The organism is Paraburkholderia ultramafica (genome assembly GCF_902859915.1).
In the GTDB taxonomy this organism is placed as follows: domain Bacteria; phylum Pseudomonadota; class Gammaproteobacteria; order Burkholderiales; family Burkholderiaceae; genus Paraburkholderia; species Paraburkholderia ultramafica.
In genome coordinates, this window is sequence record NZ_CADIKK010000005.1 from 59577 (window position 1) to 75824 (window position 16248).

General features: G+C 63.9%; 13 protein-coding genes and 1 pseudogene. 10 read left to right on the forward strand and 4 right to left on the reverse strand.

Annotated features, from left to right (window positions below; translation table 11 throughout):
• Positions 1–62: 62 nt before the first annotated feature.
• Positions 63–680, reverse strand: a complete 618-nt coding sequence (locus HV744_RS06850; protein ID WP_175148783.1) for a TetR/AcrR family transcriptional regulator — start codon at positions 678–680, stop codon at positions 63–65.
• 219 nt (positions 681–899) lie between these two features.
• Here HV744_RS06850 and HV744_RS06855 point away from each other — a divergent pair, with 219 nt between their 5' ends.
• From HV744_RS06855 to HV744_RS06880, 6 genes are all read left to right on the forward strand, one after another.
• Positions 900–2051 (forward strand): efflux RND transporter periplasmic adaptor subunit, encoded by a 1152-nt coding sequence (locus HV744_RS06855; protein WP_175148784.1) that lies wholly within the window; start codon positions 900–902, stop codon positions 2049–2051.
• A complete protein-coding gene (locus HV744_RS06860) occupies positions 2048–5170 on the forward strand; it encodes an efflux RND transporter permease subunit (RefSeq protein ID WP_175148785.1) in 3123 nt (1040 codons plus the stop codon). Before HV744_RS06855 ends, HV744_RS06860 begins: the two co-directional genes overlap by 4 nt.
• A gap of 8 nt (positions 5171–5178) precedes the next feature.
• The gene (locus HV744_RS06865; protein WP_175148786.1) at positions 5179–6681 is read left to right on the forward strand and encodes an efflux transporter outer membrane subunit; all 1503 of its coding nucleotides are present in this window, start codon (positions 5179–5181) and stop codon (positions 6679–6681) included.
• Between the two features lie 669 nt (positions 6682–7350).
• Positions 7351–7707, forward strand: a complete 357-nt coding sequence (locus HV744_RS06870; RefSeq protein ID WP_175148787.1) for a hypothetical protein — start codon at positions 7351–7353, stop codon at positions 7705–7707.
• A gap of 375 nt (positions 7708–8082) precedes the next feature.
• Positions 8083–8250, forward strand: coding sequence for a hypothetical protein (locus HV744_RS06875; protein WP_175148788.1), 168 nt, complete (start codon positions 8083–8085; stop codon positions 8248–8250).
• On the forward strand, positions 8247–8426 hold the full coding sequence (locus tag HV744_RS06880; protein ID WP_175148789.1) for a hypothetical protein: 180 nt from the start codon (positions 8247–8249) through the stop codon (positions 8424–8426). The genes HV744_RS06875 and HV744_RS06880 overlap by 4 nt, the downstream gene beginning before the upstream one ends.
• Before the next feature lie 196 nt (positions 8427–8622).
• On the opposite strand, the gene HV744_RS06885 is transcribed toward HV744_RS06880, so the two are convergent.
• Together HV744_RS06885 and HV744_RS06890 are read right to left on the reverse strand one after the other, a co-directional pair.
• Positions 8623–8931, reverse strand: a complete 309-nt coding sequence (locus HV744_RS06885; RefSeq protein WP_175148790.1) for a hypothetical protein — start codon at positions 8929–8931, stop codon at positions 8623–8625.
• Position 8932: 1 nt separating this feature from the next.
• Positions 8933–9703 carry a hypothetical protein gene (locus HV744_RS06890; RefSeq protein ID WP_175148791.1) on the reverse strand — a complete coding sequence of 257 codons (771 nt, stop codon included), beginning with the start codon at positions 9701–9703 and terminating at the stop codon, positions 8933–8935.
• A 670-nt stretch (positions 9704–10373) separates the two neighbouring features.
• Here HV744_RS06890 and HV744_RS06895 point away from each other — a divergent pair.
• Positions 10374–11289: pseudogene (locus tag HV744_RS06895) on the forward strand (lipid A biosynthesis lauroyl acyltransferase).
• Between the two features lie 83 nt (positions 11290–11372).
• Here HV744_RS06895 and HV744_RS06900 read toward each other — a convergent pair.
• Positions 11373–13874: a penicillin-binding protein 1A gene (locus HV744_RS06900; RefSeq protein ID WP_175148792.1), complete on the reverse strand. Its 2502-nt coding sequence runs from the start codon at positions 13872–13874 to the stop codon at positions 11373–11375.
• A gap of 494 nt (positions 13875–14368) precedes the next feature.
• On the opposite strand from HV744_RS06900, the gene HV744_RS06905 reads away from it, so the two are divergent.
• The 3 genes from HV744_RS06905 to HV744_RS06915 all read left to right on the forward strand — a co-directional run bounded on the left by HV744_RS06905 (position 14369) and on the right by HV744_RS06915 (position 16244).
• Entirely contained in the window at positions 14369–15004 is a 636-nt protein-coding gene (locus HV744_RS06905; protein WP_175148793.1) for a hypothetical protein, read from the forward strand.
• A 73-nt stretch (positions 15005–15077) separates the two neighbouring features.
• Positions 15078–15308, forward strand: coding sequence for a hypothetical protein (locus tag HV744_RS06910; protein WP_175148794.1), 231 nt, complete (start codon positions 15078–15080; stop codon positions 15306–15308).
• Between the two features lie 255 nt (positions 15309–15563).
• Positions 15564–16244, forward strand: coding sequence for a PspA/IM30 family protein (locus HV744_RS06915; RefSeq protein WP_175148795.1), 681 nt, complete (start codon positions 15564–15566; stop codon positions 16242–16244).
• The last annotated feature ends 4 nt before the right edge of the window (positions 16245–16248 follow it).

Genomic DNA, 16248 nt, shown 5'->3' on the forward strand with positions numbered 1-16248 from the left:
CGGATGGCGGTTCGGCCTGAACCGGCCGCCCCGCTTCCCCTAGCGCGTGGACGCCGCACGCATCACGCGTCGCGTCCGAACACCACGCGCGCAAAAAATCCCGCCAGCACCGCTTCGGCCCGCTCCGTCGGCACGTTCTGCGGGTCGACCGTGTAGAAGAACTGCACGCCGTCGCACAAGCCCATCAAACCGATTGCCAACGACTCCGGCTCCATCAGCATCGGCGTGCCGACGCGCGCCGAAAACTCGCGAATGTACGCGCTCATCTGTTCGAGCTTCTCCTGCATGAACGCGTTAAAACGCAGCCGGAAGCGGCCGTCGCGCACCGCGAGCAGCTTCGCCTCGACCCACAGCAGAAAGCATTTGTTCTCGCGATGCAGGTTGCTGTAGTAACGCAGCACGCGTGCTTCCATCTCCTCGCGCGAGGCCGCGCTCGCGAAGATGGCCTGCAGCCCCGCCTGCATCGTTTCGTGATCGCGCCGCAATAGTTCAAGAAACAACTCGCTCTTGCTGCGGAAGTTCGAATAGAACGCCCCGCGCGTATAGCCTGCCGCCGCCGCGATGTCTTCGACGCTCGCCGCGACAAAGCCCTTCTTCATAAAAATCGCTTGCGCAGCGTCGAGCAGACGCTCGCGCGTCTGGTCCTTGCTTTGCTCGCGTGTCAGTCGTTGCCGTTTCATGGGCGCAAGTCTAGCACCGAAAAGAATTCCAATTCACATCTACATTCAAATACAGGTGTGTATTAGAATGCACTTCTCCATTTGAAGTCAGACACGTATGCCTATCGCATGAATCGGTCTGCGGGTCTTCGCTGGCGGGCCACTGCGGCTTGCCGTGTTCGTTCGCTGTCTCCAGTTGGGGTAATTGTGAAGCGTCCCGGTTCTCCCGCATCGTCAGTGATGCGCCAGCAGTCCCATCGGTATGTGCGCCACGCAGCCTGCGCCGTTGCGCTGGCCGGCGTCGTCACGCTGGCCGCGTGCTCGAAGAACGAAGCGGCGGCGCCCGCGCCCCGGCCTGTGGTTGCCGTCGCCGTGTATGCGGACGGCAGTGCGATGCCAGCGGCGTCGTTGCCCGGCGAAGTGCAGGCGCGCTATTCGACGCCGCTGTCGTTTCGCGTCGGCGGCAAGATCATTGAACGGCGGGTGCGCCTCGGCGACGTCGTGAAGAGCGGGCAGATCGTCGCCCAGCTCGACCCGGCGGATGCGCAAAAGAGCGCGGCCAGCGCCCAGGCGCAACTCGAGGCCGCGCAGCACAGCCTCGTGTTTGCGAAGCAGCAACTCGATCGCGACCAGGCACAGGCGAAAGAAAACCTGATCGCGCCAGCGCAGCTCGAACAGACCACCAATGCGTACGCGTCCGCGCTCGCGCAGCGCGACCAGGCGGCGCAACAGGTGGCCCTGTCGCAGAACCAGTTGCAGTACACCACGCTCGTCGCCGGTCACGCGGGCGTCATCACGGCGGAACAGGCCGACACCGGTCAGAACGTGTCCGCGGGCCAGGCCGTCTACAACCTCGCGTGGAGCGGCGACATCGACGTGCTCTGCGACGTGCCGGAAAGCGCGCTCGCCGCGTTCGCGGTCGGGCAATCCGCCAACGTCACGCTCGCCGCGCTGCCGGGACGCAAGTTCACTGCGCGCGTGCGCGAACTGTCACCCGCCGCCGACTCGCAAAGCCGCACCTGGCGCGCGCGGCTCACGCTCGACAACCCCGGCCCGGACGTGCGCCTCGGCATGACGGCCGATATCGCGCCGGTCGCGCCGGTCATGCCATTGACGTCGAACGGCGCGGCGAACCAGCACGGCTGGTTCACGCTGCCCGTCACCGCGCTGTTCCACGAAGGCCGTCAGCCGGCCGTCTGGGTCGTGCGCGCCGCCGACAACGCGCTGGAACTGCGCCGCGTCACGGTCACGCGCTTCAACGAGCGCACCATCGTGATCGGCGAGGGGCTCAAGGACGGCGAACGCGTCGTGCTGCAAGGCGTGCATACGGTGACCGCCGGCGAAAAAGTCCGCGTGATCGCACCGCTGCATCCCGAGGACTTCGCTTCATGAGCACGATGCATGAAGAAGGACGCTTCAACCTGTCCGCCTGGGCGCTGCGTCATCAGGCGCTGGTCGTCTTCCTGATCGCGCTCGCCACCGCGTTCGGCATCCTCGCCTATACGCGGCTCGCGCAATCCGAAGACCCGCCGTTCACGTTCCGCGTGATGGTGATCCGCACCTTCTGGCCCGGCGCCACCGCGCGGCAGGTGCAGGAACAGGTGACGGACCGCATCGGCCGCAAGCTGCAGGAGACGCCCGCGATCGATTTCATACGCAGCTACTCGCGCCCCGGCGAGTCGCTGATATTCTTCTCGATGAAAGACTCGGCACCGGTCAAGGACGTGCCCGAGACCTGGTATCAGGTGCGCAAGAAAGTCGGCGATATCGCGGCGACCTTGCCGCCGGGCATTCAGGGCCCGTTCTTCAACGACGAATTCGGCGACGTCTACACCAACATCTACACGCTCGAAGGCGACGGCTTTTCCGCCGCGCAACTGCACGACTACGCGGACCAGTTGCGCACGGTACTGCTGCGCGTGCCGGGCGTCGGCAAGGTCGACTACTTCGGTGATCCGGACCAGCACATCTACATCGAAATCGCCAACACGCAACTCACGCGTCTGGGCATCTCGCCGCAGCAACTCGGCCAGGCGATCAATTCGCAGAACAGCGTCTCTCCGGCGGGCACGCTGACCACCGCCGACGACCGCGTGTTCGTGCGGCCCACCGGCCAGTTCAAGGACGTCGCCGCGCTCGCCGACACGCTGATCCGCATCAACAACCGCACGTTCCGTCTCGGCGACATCGCGACGATCAAGCGCGGCTACGACGATCCGGTCGTCACGCAAATGCGCTTCGGCGGCAAGGCCGTGCTCGGCATCGGCGTGACGATGCAGCCGGGCGGCGACGTGATCCGCCTCGGCAGGGCGCTCGATCAGCAAACCGCGCAATTGCGCAAGGCATTGCCGGCCGGCTTGCAACTGGTCGAAGTGTCGAGCATGCCGAACGCGGTCGAGCGCTCGGTCGACGACTTTCTCGAAGCCGTCGCCGAAGCCGTTGCAATCGTGCTGGTGGTGAGCCTCGTGTCGCTCGGCGTGCGCACCGGCATGGTGGTCGTGATCTCGATTCCGGTGGTGCTCGCCGTCACCGCGCTCTGCATGTATCTGTTCGACATCGGGCTGCACAAAGTGTCGCTCGGCACGCTGGTGCTGGCGCTGGGGCTGCTGGTCGACGACGCGATCATCGCGGTCGAGATGATGTCGGTGAAGCTCGAGCAAGGCTGGAACCGCACGCGCGCGGCGGCCTTTGCGTACACCAGCACCGCGTTTCCGATGCTGACCGGCACGCTCGTGACCGTCGCCGGCTTCTTGCCGATCGCGCTGGCCAAATCGAGCACCGGCGAATATACGCGTTCGATCTTCGAGGTGTCGGCGATCGCGCTGATCGCGTCATGGCTCGCGGCCGTCGTGCTGATTCCGCTACTCGGCTATCACCTGCTGCCCGAGCGCAAGCGTCAGGCGCACGAAGCGGAAGACCACGAACACGATATCTACGACACGCGCTTCTACCAACGCCTGCGTGGCTGGATCAGCTGGTGCATCGAGCGGCGCTTCGTCGTGCTGGTGATCACCGTCGTGCTGTTCATGCTGGCGATGGCGGGCTTCACGCTGGTGCCGCAACAGTTCTTTCCGAGTTCGGACCGACCCGAGCTGCTGGTGGATGTGCGCCTGCCTGAAGGCGCGTCGTTCGAAGCCACGTTGCGCCAGGCACAGCGGCTCGAAAAGGCGCTGGTGGGCCGTGCGGAAATCGATCATACGGTGAGCTTCGTCGGCACCGGCGCGCCGCGTTTCTATCTGCCGCTCGATCAGCAATTGCCGCAGCCCAATTTCGCGCAGTTCGTAATCACCGCGAAGTCGGTGAAGGATCGCGAGAAGCTCGCGCAGTGGCTCGAACCGGAATTGCGCAATAACTTTCCGGCGATCCGCACGCGCCTGTCGCGCCTCGAGAACGGGCCGCCGGTCGGCTATCCGGTGCAGTTCCGCGTGAGCGGCGACGACATCGCGACCGTGCGCTCGATCGCCGAGCGCGTCGCCGCCACCATGCGTGGCGACCGCGGCACCCGCAACGTCCAGTTCGATTGGGACGAACCCGCCGAGCGTTCGGTGCGTTTCGAAGTCGACCAGAAGCGCGCGCGCGAACTCGGCGTGAGCTCCGAAGACATCTCGAGCTTCCTCGCGATGACGCTCTCCGGTTACACCGTCACGCAGTACCGCGAACGCGACAAGCTGATCAGCGTCGATCTGCGCGCGCCGCGCGCGGAACGCGTGGACCCGTCGCAACTCGTTGCGCTGGCCGTGCCCACGCCGAACGGCCCCGTGCCGCTCGGCACGCTCGGCCATCTGCGCAACGACCTCGAGTACGGCGTGATCTGGGAGCGCGACCGCCAGCCCACCATCACCGTGCAGTCCGATGTTGCTCCAGGCGCGCAAGGCATCGACGTCACGCACGCGGTCGACCGTGCGCTCAGCCAGATTCGCGCGACGCTGCCGGTCGGTTACCGGATCGAAGTGGGCGGCTCGGTCGAGGAAAGCGCCAAGGGCCAGACGTCGATTAATGCGCAGATTCCGATCATGGTGATCGCCGTACTGACCTTGCTGATGATCCAGCTGCAGAGCTTCGCGCGCGTACTGATGGTCGTGCTGACCGCGCCGCTCGGGCTGATCGGCGTGGTCCTCACGCTGCTGCTGTTCGGCAAGCCGTTCGGCTTCGTCGCGATGCTCGGCGTGATCGCGATGTTCGGCATCATCATGCGCAACTCGGTGATTCTGGTCGATCAGATCGAGCAGGACATCGCATCGGGGCAGAAGCGTTTCGACGCGATTGTCGGCGCGACCGTGCGGCGTTTCCGGCCGATCACGCTGACCGCGGCCGCCGCCGTGCTCGCGCTGATTCCGCTGTTGCGCTCGAACTTCTTCGGCCCGATGGCGACCGCGCTGATGGGCGGCATCACGAGCGCGACCATCCTCACGCTGTTCTATCTGCCCGCGCTGTACGCCGCGTCGTTCAGGGTGCGGGGCGACGAGCGCGAACCACCGACGCCGTCCGGCGCGACGCATACGGGGAATTGAGCATGGCTATGGCTACTTTTGCACTGCCCCCCCTCTGCCGCTATGCGCGACTCGGCGCGCTCGCCGTTGCCTGCGCGCTGGCCGGCTGTTCGTTCGGACCGACCGGCGAGCCGCCCGCGATGCCGCAGCCGGCGCATTACGGCGCCCAGGCGCAGCCAGCGCAGACCGTGCCCGCGCAAGGCGTCACGCAGCAGTTCATGGTCGGCGCGCAGCCGGTGCCCGAATGGTGGAAGCTGTACCAGTCGGATGCGTTGAACGCGCTGGTCGATGAAGGCTTGCGCAACAGCCCGACGCTCGCCGCCACCGATAAAAGTCTTGCCGCCGCGCGCGAGCAATTGCGTGCGCAGGTCGGCAGTTCGCTGCTGCCGACCATCGACGCGGGCGGCCAGGCGACCCGCAACCGCGCGCTGGCGATTCCCGAGATCGGCCCCAACACGTTTCTCTACAACATCTTCGTCGGTCAATTGCAGGCGCATTACACCTTCGACCTGTTCGGCGCCGTGCGTCTGGCCAACGCGGCGCTCGCCGCGCGCGTGAACGTGCAGGCTTACCAGTTCGACGCCGCGCGCCGCGCGCTCGCCGCCAACATCGTGACGGCGGCGATCACCAGCGCCGCGCTGCATGCGCAGATCGACACCACCGAACGGCTCGTGACGGTCGCCAACGATCAGGCGCGCGACACGCAGCGGCGCTATGCGTTGGGCGCGGTCTCGCACGCCGATCAGTTGAGCGCGCAACAGAGCGCGGCGAGTCTGTCGGCGAGCTTGCCGGGTCTCGAGCAGCAGTGGCTGACCACGCGTCATGCGTTGGCGGTGCTGCTCGGCCGCACGCCGGATGCCGCGCCGAACGACCTCGAGCTCGCGCGGCTGCATGTGCCTGAACAGGTGCCGGTCGTGGTGCCGTCGGAGCTGTTGCGCTCGCGGCCCGACATTCAGGCTGCCGATGCCGCAGTGAAGGCCGCGGCGGCCGATGTCGGCGTCGCGACGGCACAGATGTTTCCGAGCCTGTCGCTGAGCGCATCGATGGGACAAGGCGGCTTTAGCTGGCCGGTGGCGCTGTCCGGCGCGGGGGCGATATGGAGCATCGGCGCGTCGTTGTCGCAGCCGCTGTTTCACGGCGGTGCGCTGGTGGCGCAGCGTCGGGCCGCGCAGCACACGTATGACGCCACGGTCTCGCAGTACAAGCAGACCGTGCTGGCCGCGTTCCAGAACGTCGCCGACACGCTCGCCGCGTTGGAGCACGACGCGCAGGCGCTCGACGCGGCGAACATCGCCGCGCGCTCGGCGCAGGGCATTTTCGAGGAGACGTCGGGACGTTATCGGCTGGGTGCACTGCCGGTCGCGGCGACGCGTTCGAGCGAGCAGCAGTTTCGCAACGCGCAGCTCGATGAGATCCGCTATACCAGTGCGCGTTTGACGGACACGGCGGCTCTGTTTCAGGCGATGGGGAATCCGCCGGTCGAAGCGGCGGCGTCCTCAACGTCGGCGGCGAATGCGGGGATGCCCGACTAAACCTGGGATTCCGTACGGATAGCGACTGACTTATCCCCAGTTTGTGTTGAAGATCCTGTTGAAAACTATCTGACAAGCGAGCTAACACATTGATCGCGCTGGGATTTGTGGGAGCGGTACGGAATGAACCAGCGAGCGTCGGACGGCCGCTTTTTCTTGGGATGAAGCGGTTGGGATGCCTCAACCTTATCCCCAGTTTGTGTTGATAGGGCTGTTGATAACTATAGGGGTACACGCTTAAGTGCTTGAAGCGAATCGGTTTGTCGGGTGCGGTGCCGGTGGATGCAGGGGCACGGGAATACCCGGGCCACGGCGCGGTGAAATGACCGCACCGCCGCTTATCCACAGATTCTGTTCACAGCCCTGTTGATAACGCCTGGAGATCCCGACTAGGTACTTGAGCGCGCAATGGATTCAAGTGCAGATGCGTTTGCTGACGCGTCATGGATAAGTCACAGGCCCGCAGCGCCGCCAATACCGCTTCAAGCCCCCACCACAGCGACGACTCCGGCAGCCTCAATAAACCCCCGCCTCCCCCGCCGACCGATTCTTGAACCGCTTATGCACCCAATAATATTGATCAGGAATCCGTCTTACCTGGGTCTCGATAAACTCGGTAAGCCCCTGACGCCTGCCACGCGTAATAGGTATCTCAGCGTGATGCGCTCAATGATGCTGGACGCGGCTAACGATTGGGAATGGATCGACAAGGCGCCAGCTTTGCCGGAGTGGCCCGAGCCACCGATCCGGATACGCTGGATCACGCGGGAGGAAGCGCGGCGGCTGCCGCAGCCACCGATACCGTGCCGCGTCGCGCGCCCCGGTATCGTCTGCGACTGGCTGGGCGTCATGCGCGCGGTCGTGTTCGATCGCCTTGTCTGCAGGCATTGTTCGCCGGCAGTTCTCCCGGCCATGCAATTCGATCGCGACGAGCGCAGTCGCTGTGCTGTCTTTGCCGCCAGACATCGAAACTACATGGAGCGTCGGATGTTCGTTCACGCGACCTCCAATGCTAGCGGCCGCTGAATCGGGGCCGTCGTGCGCTCCCAAAATGTAGGCGACTGATTCGCCTCGATGCGATCGCGCATCACTTGCGCTCGCGAATGGGACGCGTGTGAACACGAGGATCTGCTACCGGATCGGTATTCGCTGCCGTGGGTCCGGCGCCACAGGCAATACCTGTATTGGGTGACGTCAGTGTTTTATGTCATGCCAGTGTTCGCTGCGACCGGGCGTTTTGAGAATGTCGCACAGGTCATTTTCTATTTAGGAATGGCCGGGTCCGGCATGGTGCTGGCGTTTCTCGAAGCTCGAAACAACAAGAAGGGGGCGCCGTGCGTCGATTGATTCAATTTCTGGTGGGCCTCGTGGGGCCTGATGTGGGTAGCAACGGCGTATGCGATGACCGCCACACAGGATTCGCTGTCACGCGAGGTTGGCGATATTCCGCTCGAATCCTGGGCGCTCCCTGTCGTTTTGTCGTTGATCGGCGGCGCGGCGGCGGCGTTCCAGGGGCTCGCTTCCGATGGGCCCGGCGGCCGGTGTGGGTTGAGATCGGCAGCGTTGTGACGGCTTCGTTTGTCGCCGGCCTCGCGGCGTTTTTCCTATGCGAATGGCGGCATGCGCCGGCGCCGCTGACTGCGCTGGCGATCACCGTGGCAAGCTGGGGCGGTAAGCGCGTCCTGGACGTGATGCTCGAAGCGGGCCTAAAGCGGGTGCAGAGCAATCAGGGCAACGGCCAATAAAATGCCCGCCGTCCGGGGAAGGGAGCGACGGGCGAGTATGCCAAGACAACCGGGGCTAGCTCAGCATCCGGAACCCGCGAGTTTCCGTTTCGCCCCGACGCCCAACAATCAGCAAAAATCCGAAAGTCCTGGCGTCAGTTGGCGGAAAGAGGCATTGGTGATTTGATGGGATCAGATGCGGGGTCACGAGAGGAGGTTAGCTTCCCGGACGAGGCGGCGGCGACCAGTCTATCGGCTCCGCAGTCGTGATATGAAGCCGATTGCGTAGCTCCTCGTGTACACCAGCTTGCATAAGTATCGCCATTGCGCCGAGCTTGCGCGCGTCTTCATCCCCAATCGGCTGTGTACTGTGCTCTGATGCGTCGGGAGGTATGGTCATGCCGCCGCTTCTCGCCAGTTCGCGGTCAATGACCACCTGCACTTCACGCCGAAACACCGTACACAGTTTCAGTTGCTGTGTTTCTTCATCATAGAAAACGATAGTCGCACGTGGGGGTTTCGCCATTTCAGTATCCTCTACAGCTCTGGTAGTTGGAAAAAGCACGCTGCGTGCACACTGCGTAAGTGCGCGGGTCTTGATATATCGCGCGCGCGAAATTGCATTCTTCCATATCCCGGTCATACAGCGCGCCACATTCGGCCTCTTCTTCTTCGCTGAGCCCACGCGCGGCCAAGTCCTGTACGTCGCCGCTCGAAACATCCTCGCTGTACTCGAACGGCTGCGCATCGCCGAGCGGCGTCGTCAAGCTGCCATCGTCACCAGACATTGCCGCTTTCGCCGCGGCGAGTTGCCCGGAAGCCTCCCGGTCTGGACTGTAGTCGCCCGATAGAACCGGTTCGCCGGGCGGGTACAGGATGCTACGGGCAAACGCCCGCATCTGTTCGGCGTCCTCCGGGTCCAATGCTGCGTAGGCGGGCGCGCTGGCGGCCGACGTGCCACTTCCCACGGATCCGCCGCCCAGCGCTTTCTCCGGGACTACGATAACGCTGCCCCCGCGTACCATGTCGTGCAAGGTCTGGACCACTTCCTGCGCGGTCCCGTTCTTCGTCAGTCGGCCGTGCCAGTGGAAATTTGCACCGAGGAACTGTCGAACGCGGGCGACGAGCGCAGCGTCTTGCGCCCACACCTCCGGGTACGCCGACGCTGTGAACTTCCGACCTGCCTCGCCGGCTTGCTGTTTTTCCTCGCGCGACGCAAAAGGCATAAGCGATGAATCGTCACTTCGATACATCACATACCGATGCCACGCATCCGTTTTAAGCTCCGTACCGCTCATTGATTGATCCCGTCATTTGTGACGGCGTAAACCTAGCAGAATGTTGCCTGGACATGTTTTTGGGATGCGCGCTGGCACGCATGCGCGGCAGCGATATCTAGTACGAGCGGCCTACACAGCATCCGGGCGCTGTGCCCAAAGTGTGCCTCAATCCTATCGGCAACCCCGTAAAATCCCTGAAAACCTTGATAATGCCCGTTGCTGACCGGCGCGAGACTATCTGTTAATAATCAGTAGGTTACCGCTATTTCCAAGCTATCTTCAACCGGTCATGGATCTGTTCGAGTCGAACAAGCCTTGATGAGCGTGCGTGTGCGGGCCATGCGGGCCGCACACGCAAGTTTTTGAAAGGGCGGGCAAAAAGCGAGATCCGGCAAGGCTTTAGCGGCATTTTCCCGGCGCTCGCGCCAACCGATTGTCTGTCCGGGATCGGCGCTGTGTTTTAATCGCGCCTGCGGTGTTTTCACCTTGGGTTCTACCCGGACGCCCGATGCCTAAACGGTGTCGGCCTCCAGCAGCACAGCGCCTCGCCGCGAGCGAGGCGTCCATCTTCAGAACGCGCAGCGCGAGACCCGGTTTGACGCGCGCGCATGTCACTTCGATCGTCGGCGACCCTGAGGTTGCGGCGGCCGGCGTGTTCGCCATCCAGCATCCACCGGGTCCCCGCCTTGTGAAAAGTCGAATACTCATCTGTCTGATGACGGGTCTGCTGCGCACGTTTGCTTGCTTGCCCTACGGGCTTGTCGCGCGGATCGGCACCGGCATCGGCGCGTTGCTGTACCGGATTCCGAGCAGCCGCCGGCGCGTCGTGCATACCAATCTGAAGCTGTGCTTCCCGGACATGAGCGACGATGCGCGCGAACGTCTGGCGCGCGCGCACTTCTGCCATGTGATTCACAGCTACGTCGAGCGCGACCCGCAATGGTTCGGCAATGCGCAGATGCTGGCGCGTGTCGTCGAAGTGGAGAGTGCGATCGATCTCGCCCACATCCAGGCGCAACCGACTATTTTCGTCGGCTTCCATTTTGTCGGCATCGAGGCGGGCTGCATGATGTATGACGCGCCACCCGGTTGCGTCGCTCTATACGCCGATGTCGAACCTGCTGCTCGATGCGATGGTGAGGCGCCAGCGCGGCCGCTTCGGCACCGAGATGATTCCGCGCGGCGACAGCGTGCGGCGAGCGTTGCGCGAAGGCAAGCCGGTGATGCTTGCAGCCGATATGGATTTTGGCTTGCGCGATTCGGTGTTCGTGCCGTTTTTCGGCGTGCCGGCGTGCACGCTGACATCGGTGTCGCGGATGGGGCGCGCGGGTAATGCGCGGGTGGTGCCGTTTGTGACTGAGGTGCTGCCGGACTATCGCGGCTACAAGCTGACCATTTTCGACCCACTAAGCGATTTTCCATCCGATGATGTGTCGGTCGACGCGCGGCGGATTCTTGCGCCCTTGCGCACTGCTTCGATACCAGGCGGGTGGTCAACCTTCGCGATGGCGCTGAGATATGCCCACCTTGCACCCGACCAATTGGCGCAGCATGCCGGCGCCGTAATGTTGCAGGAGCCTGCGCGCCTGATAGCAGTCAAGTGATGGCCTGTCACATTAGTGGCACACAGCCGACGCAGTTTTTCATCGGTGCATCATGAAAACCGCGCCGGCTAAGCGTTACAGCGTCAAGGCTTGTTCGACTCGAACAGATCCATGATCTGCTTCTTCTCGTTCGACGACACAGTCGGCGGCGGCACCGCCGGCGGCGTCATGCCGGCCGGCCCGACTCCGCCGACCGCATCGCTCACGCCGGCCGTCGGGTTCGCCGAGTCCAGACCGATGCTGGCGACGAAGCCGTTGCCCGGCATCATGTCGGTAAAGAACAGTTCGCCGTCTGCCACGCTCACACCGTCAGGCTGCTGCGGTTCGGCTTGCGGCACGCCGCGCAGCGCGCGCTGCATGTACTCGACCCAGATCGGCAACGCGAGATGCGCGCCGAATTCACGGCTGCCGAGGCTCTTCGGCTGGTCGTAACCCATCCACGCGACCGCCACCAGCGACTGCTGATAGCCGGCGAACCAGCCGTCCTTCGCGTCGTTGGTCGTACCCGTCTTGCCCTGCAGGTCCGAACGATGCAGCACGTTGGTGCCCGCGCCGGTGCCGGCGGTCGCCACCGAATGCAGCAGGCTGTTCATGATGTACACGTTACGCGGCTCGAGCGTGCGCGGCGCGTCGCGCCCGGCCGTCAACGGCTGCGCTTTGGACAGCGGCTCGCCGCGCGCGTCCGTCACCTCGTTGATCAGATACGGGTTGATCCGGTAGCCGCCGTTCGCGAACACCGAGTACGCGCCCGCCGACTGCAACGGCGTGACGAGGCCCGCACCGAGCGCCATCGGCAGATACGGTGGGGTCTTGTCGGCGTCGAAACCGAAACGCTGCGTGACGAAGTCCTGCGCGTACCTGGTGCCGATGAACGAGAGGATGCGGATCGACACCAGGTTCTTCGACTTCTGCAACGCGAGGCGCATCGGCATCGGACCGTCCGGCTGGTCGTCGTCCTTCGGCTCCCACGCGTCGCCGCCCGGCGTGCTCGCCGGGAAGTACAACGGCGCGTCGTTGATGATCGTCGCCGGTCCCAGGCCCTTGTCGAGCGCCGCCGAATAGATGAACGGCTTGAAGCTCGAACCCGGCTGACGCCATGCCTGCGTGATGTGGTTGAACTTGTTCTTGTTGAAGTCGAAGCCGCCGACCAGCGCGCGGATCGCGCCGTCCTGCGGCGTGAGCGACACGAGCGCGCCTTCCACTTGCGGCAGTTGCGTGATCTGCCAGTTGCCCTTGTCGTCGGCGACGAGGCGCACGATCGAGCCCGGCTTGATCTTCGTGGCCGCCGCCGCGCGTACGCTCAGCGCGCCCGCGGCGAAGCGCAGGCCGTCGCCGCTGATCGTCACCTGGGTGCCGTCCACCAGTTGCGCCTTCACCTGCTTCGGACTCGCGTCCGTCACCACCCCGGCGATGATCTCGCCGTTGTCCGGGTGATCGGTGAGCGCGTCGTCGATGGTCTGGTCGCGGTCGTCGCCCGGCTCGGGCAGTTGCACGAAGCCTTCCGGTCCGCGATAGCCGTGGCGCCCCTCGTAATCCATCACGCCCTTGCGCACCGCGCGATACGCGGCGTCCTGATCCGCCGAGTCGATCGTCGTGGTGACGTTCAGACCGCGCGTATAGGTTTCGTCCTTGTACTGCGCGTACATCATCTGCCGGACCATTTCGGCGATGTATTCCGCGTGCACGCTGTATTCGTTGCCCGGATTCTTCGTGTGGATCTCTTCCTTCACCGCCTGGTCGTACTGCTCCTGGCTGATGTATTTCAGCTCGAGCATGCGCTTCAGGATGTACTCCTGACGGATCTTCGCGCGTTTCGGATTGACCACCGGGTTATACGCGGACGGCGCCTTCGGCAAGCCGGCCAGCATCGCGGCTTGTGCCAGCGTGATGTCTTTCAGATCCTTGCCGAAGTACACGCGCGCGGCCGCGGCGAAGCCGTAGGCGCGCTCGCCCAGATAAATCTGGTTCATGTACAGCTCGAGAATCTGATCCTTGGTCAGCGCGCGCTCGATCTTGTACGCGAGCATCATTTCGTAGATCTTGCGCGTGTAGGTCTTTTCGCTCGACAGGAAGAAGTTGCGCGCCACCTGCATCGTGATCGTGCTCGCGCCCTGCGACGCGCCGCCGTGCGCGAGGTCGGCAAAGCCGGCGCGCAGAATGCCCAGGAAGTCGACGCCGCCGTGCTCGTAGAAGCGATAGTCTTCGATCGCGAGCACCGCTTTCTTCATCTGGTCGGGAATGTCCTGGAAGCGCACGAGGCTGCGCCGCTCCTCACCGAATTCGCCGATCAGCACGTGGTCGGCGGTGTAGACCCGCAGCGGCACCTTCGGACGATAGTCGGTCAACGCGTCGAGCGACGGCAGTTGCGGCCCCATCACCACCAGCGCATAGCCGACGATCAGCGCGCCCACCACCGCGATGGTCGCGACCAGCCCGGCGAACCAGATGGCGACGGTCGTGCCGGGCGAACGGCGGCCGGCCTCGGCATCGCGCGAAGCAGCATGGCGTCCTGGAGTGCGGTGGTAGGAGTCCCGGTCTTCACCGGACGGAGAATGGGAGGAATGCGGTCGTTTGATGATTGGCATGACTGGAATAGTGGGCGCATGACTGAACGCCTTTCTGCCCGCGCTCATGGCGCGCGCATGGGTCGTGATCGAGCATCGTAGCCTGAGACGGAAACCACCGCGCTGCCGCTTGCCCCCGGCCGGCCGCACGGCACGCCTGGGATCCTGCCCGGCGCAACGTAACAGCGCATTTTAAAGAATTCAAGCGCGCCTCAAGTCAGTTTTTTTGTAAGAATTCCCTTCGCGCCCAGAGCGCAGGTAGTTTCGGGCGGTCCGCAGCCCCCGCTGCGCGCGGCGCCCGGGTTATCAACAGAAAATGTTGAAAGGGCTGTGGACAAGCCGCCTGGAAACGCCACAACTCGTTGATGTCACGGGATTTTCATGTCACGCCCGTTCCGCATCTGCGCAACTCGTCATATGATGGACCCGGCGCGCGCGACCACACGAATGCGCGCGATGGCGTATGCCAGATGCACGCCTTGACCCGCCAATGCCAACAAATCTGCGAGCCGACCATGAACAAGCCCAGCGAGCGCATCGTCGTATTCGTGACGACCGCGCAAAAACGCGCGATCACCGCCACCGCCGAGAATCTGGGCATTAGCGTCAGCGAGCTGATGCGGCGCGCGGTGCTGAGCTTTGGCGCAACCAGTGAACAGGTGAAAGCGGCGAGCATCGTCGACCGGCTGCGCGCGCCCCGCGCGCCTGACGCGCTCGACGCGGCGCTGCAGCGGGTGGCGCGTGGCACACGGCACGCGCGCGCGGCCTTGCCGGCGGCGCTGCAAACACGCGTGGACGGCGCAGGCGCGCCGGCGGATCGCGTCGCGGCAGCGGACTTTGAGGCGGCGGCTGGCGCGCCGTCGGGTGCGGGTGCATTGCCGCGCGCCCCGGCTGCGCAACCTGCCCCGCTGCTGCCTGCGGGTCTGGCAGCCGCGCTCGCCGCCGAAGTCGATCTGGAAGCCGCGGCAACCGCCGAAGCGGTCGCGCGCGTAGCAGCCGCGAAAGCTGCGGCCGATGAAGCTTCGCCCCCGCAGCCGCTGGATACGGAAGCGCAGTTGCGCACCGTGTTGAAGCGCCCGCGCATCGACACCCCGCGCGACGACGACGATCCGCGCAGCAACCCGAGCACCGAAGGCGGCCGCTTCGCCTGATGAAAGATGCGGCATTTTCCGCACACCGCGAATCAGGCCGTTGCATATCGTTACATTAACGTGAATCAAATGAATGAGCTTTCGATATTGCAAGCTTAAGCATTTGAATAGCGATCTGTTCGACAGCGGCAAGTACATTACGTACGCATTATTCGCTTCATTGAACCCGCACTGTCAAATAGGCCGCAGCCTGGTTCGCATGCCCGCAACCATTGAAGCTGAGGGCACCACGCGCGCCCTTTTCATTTACATCGCCGAAGCCCGCCGCGCGCAAAATGCGCAATTGCGCCATTGCATCCTTTAAGCCGTTTTTAAGAGAGCCCGTGGTGTAATATCCGCCACCTGATCAACCACTCCTCGCGCGCTTTAAGCTTTGAGACTGTCAGCAATTCAATATTCAAACCGAACAATTTACGGCACCGCTATTGCAATTGGCGAGCGCGCCCCGAACTCCGGTCCGATCGTTGCGCAGCTTCGCGCGCAGCGGCGTAAAGTAGCAGTGGAAAGCAGTCAAGCGCGCGGGATAATTCAGCGCCAACACTATTCTTTGGAGGTTTTCATGTCGCTTTTTGACAGCATTTCGCGCACGCTCAAAGGTCTCCTGAACGACGCGGCCGACTCCGTGCAAGATCCGTCGCGCGACTCGCGCCAGATCGTGCGCGAACTCGACGAAAGCATCGGCCGTGCTGAGAACTCGCTGATCGAGATTCAGGCGCAAGTGGCCACGCAGCAAAGCAAGCGCGATGTTGCCGCGGACAAGGCGAAGAAGTACGAAGACGGCGCGAAGCGCGCGCTGCAATCCGGCGACGAAGCGCTCGCCCGTGAAGCCCTCGGCGCGCAAGCCACGGCCGAAGCCGAACGCGATGCGCTGACGAAGGAACTGACCACGCTGGAGCCGTCGGTGGCGCAGTTGAAGAGCCAGATCGAAGACATGCGCAGCCGCCGCAACGACCTGAACGCTCGTTCGAACATCCTGCAAGCCAAGCAGCAGATCGCTCAGGCCAAAGACGTCGCGGCCACCGCGTTGGGCGGCATCGGCGGCAAGAATCTGTCCGAAGATTTCCAGAAGCTGGAAGACAAGGTGGCATTGTCGAATGCCCGTTCGGACGCCCGCCTGAATTCGGCAGACGCCACGAGCGGCAAGGCGCTCGACGACAAGCTCGCGGATCTGAACCGCGGCCCGTCGGTCGAAGACCGTCTGGAAGCGTTGAAGAAGCAGCTCAACACGCCGGCCCAGTAATTGC

Excerpts from the sequence above, each read along its gene's own strand:
- HV744_RS06850 (WP_175148783.1), bottom strand. The coding sequence starts at position 680 with ATGAAACGGCAACGACTGACACGCGAGCAAAGCAAGGACCAGACGCGC.
- HV744_RS06855 (WP_175148784.1), top strand. The coding sequence starts at position 900 with ATGCGCCAGCAGTCCCATCGGTATGTGCGCCACGCAGCCTGCGCCGTT.
- HV744_RS06860 (WP_175148785.1), top strand. The coding sequence starts at position 2,048 with ATGAGCACGATGCATGAAGAAGGACGCTTCAACCTGTCCGCCTGGGCG.
- HV744_RS06865 (WP_175148786.1), top strand. The coding sequence starts at position 5,179 with ATGGCTACTTTTGCACTGCCCCCCCTCTGCCGCTATGCGCGACTCGGC.
- HV744_RS06870 (WP_175148787.1), top strand. The coding sequence starts at position 7,351 with ATGATGCTGGACGCGGCTAACGATTGGGAATGGATCGACAAGGCGCCA.
- HV744_RS06875 (WP_175148788.1), top strand. The coding sequence starts at position 8,083 with ATGACCGCCACACAGGATTCGCTGTCACGCGAGGTTGGCGATATTCCG.
- HV744_RS06885 (WP_175148790.1), bottom strand. The coding sequence starts at position 8,931 with ATGGCGAAACCCCCACGTGCGACTATCGTTTTCTATGATGAAGAAACA.
- HV744_RS06890 (WP_175148791.1), bottom strand. The coding sequence starts at position 9,703 with ATGAGCGGTACGGAGCTTAAAACGGATGCGTGGCATCGGTATGTGATG.
- HV744_RS06900 (WP_175148792.1), bottom strand. The coding sequence starts at position 13,874 with ATGCCAATCATCAAACGACCGCATTCCTCCCATTCTCCGTCCGGTGAA.
- HV744_RS06905 (WP_175148793.1), top strand. The coding sequence starts at position 14,369 with ATGAACAAGCCCAGCGAGCGCATCGTCGTATTCGTGACGACCGCGCAA.
- HV744_RS06910 (WP_175148794.1), top strand. The coding sequence starts at position 15,078 with ATGAGCTTTCGATATTGCAAGCTTAAGCATTTGAATAGCGATCTGTTC.
- HV744_RS06915 (WP_175148795.1), top strand. The coding sequence starts at position 15,564 with ATGTCGCTTTTTGACAGCATTTCGCGCACGCTCAAAGGTCTCCTGAAC.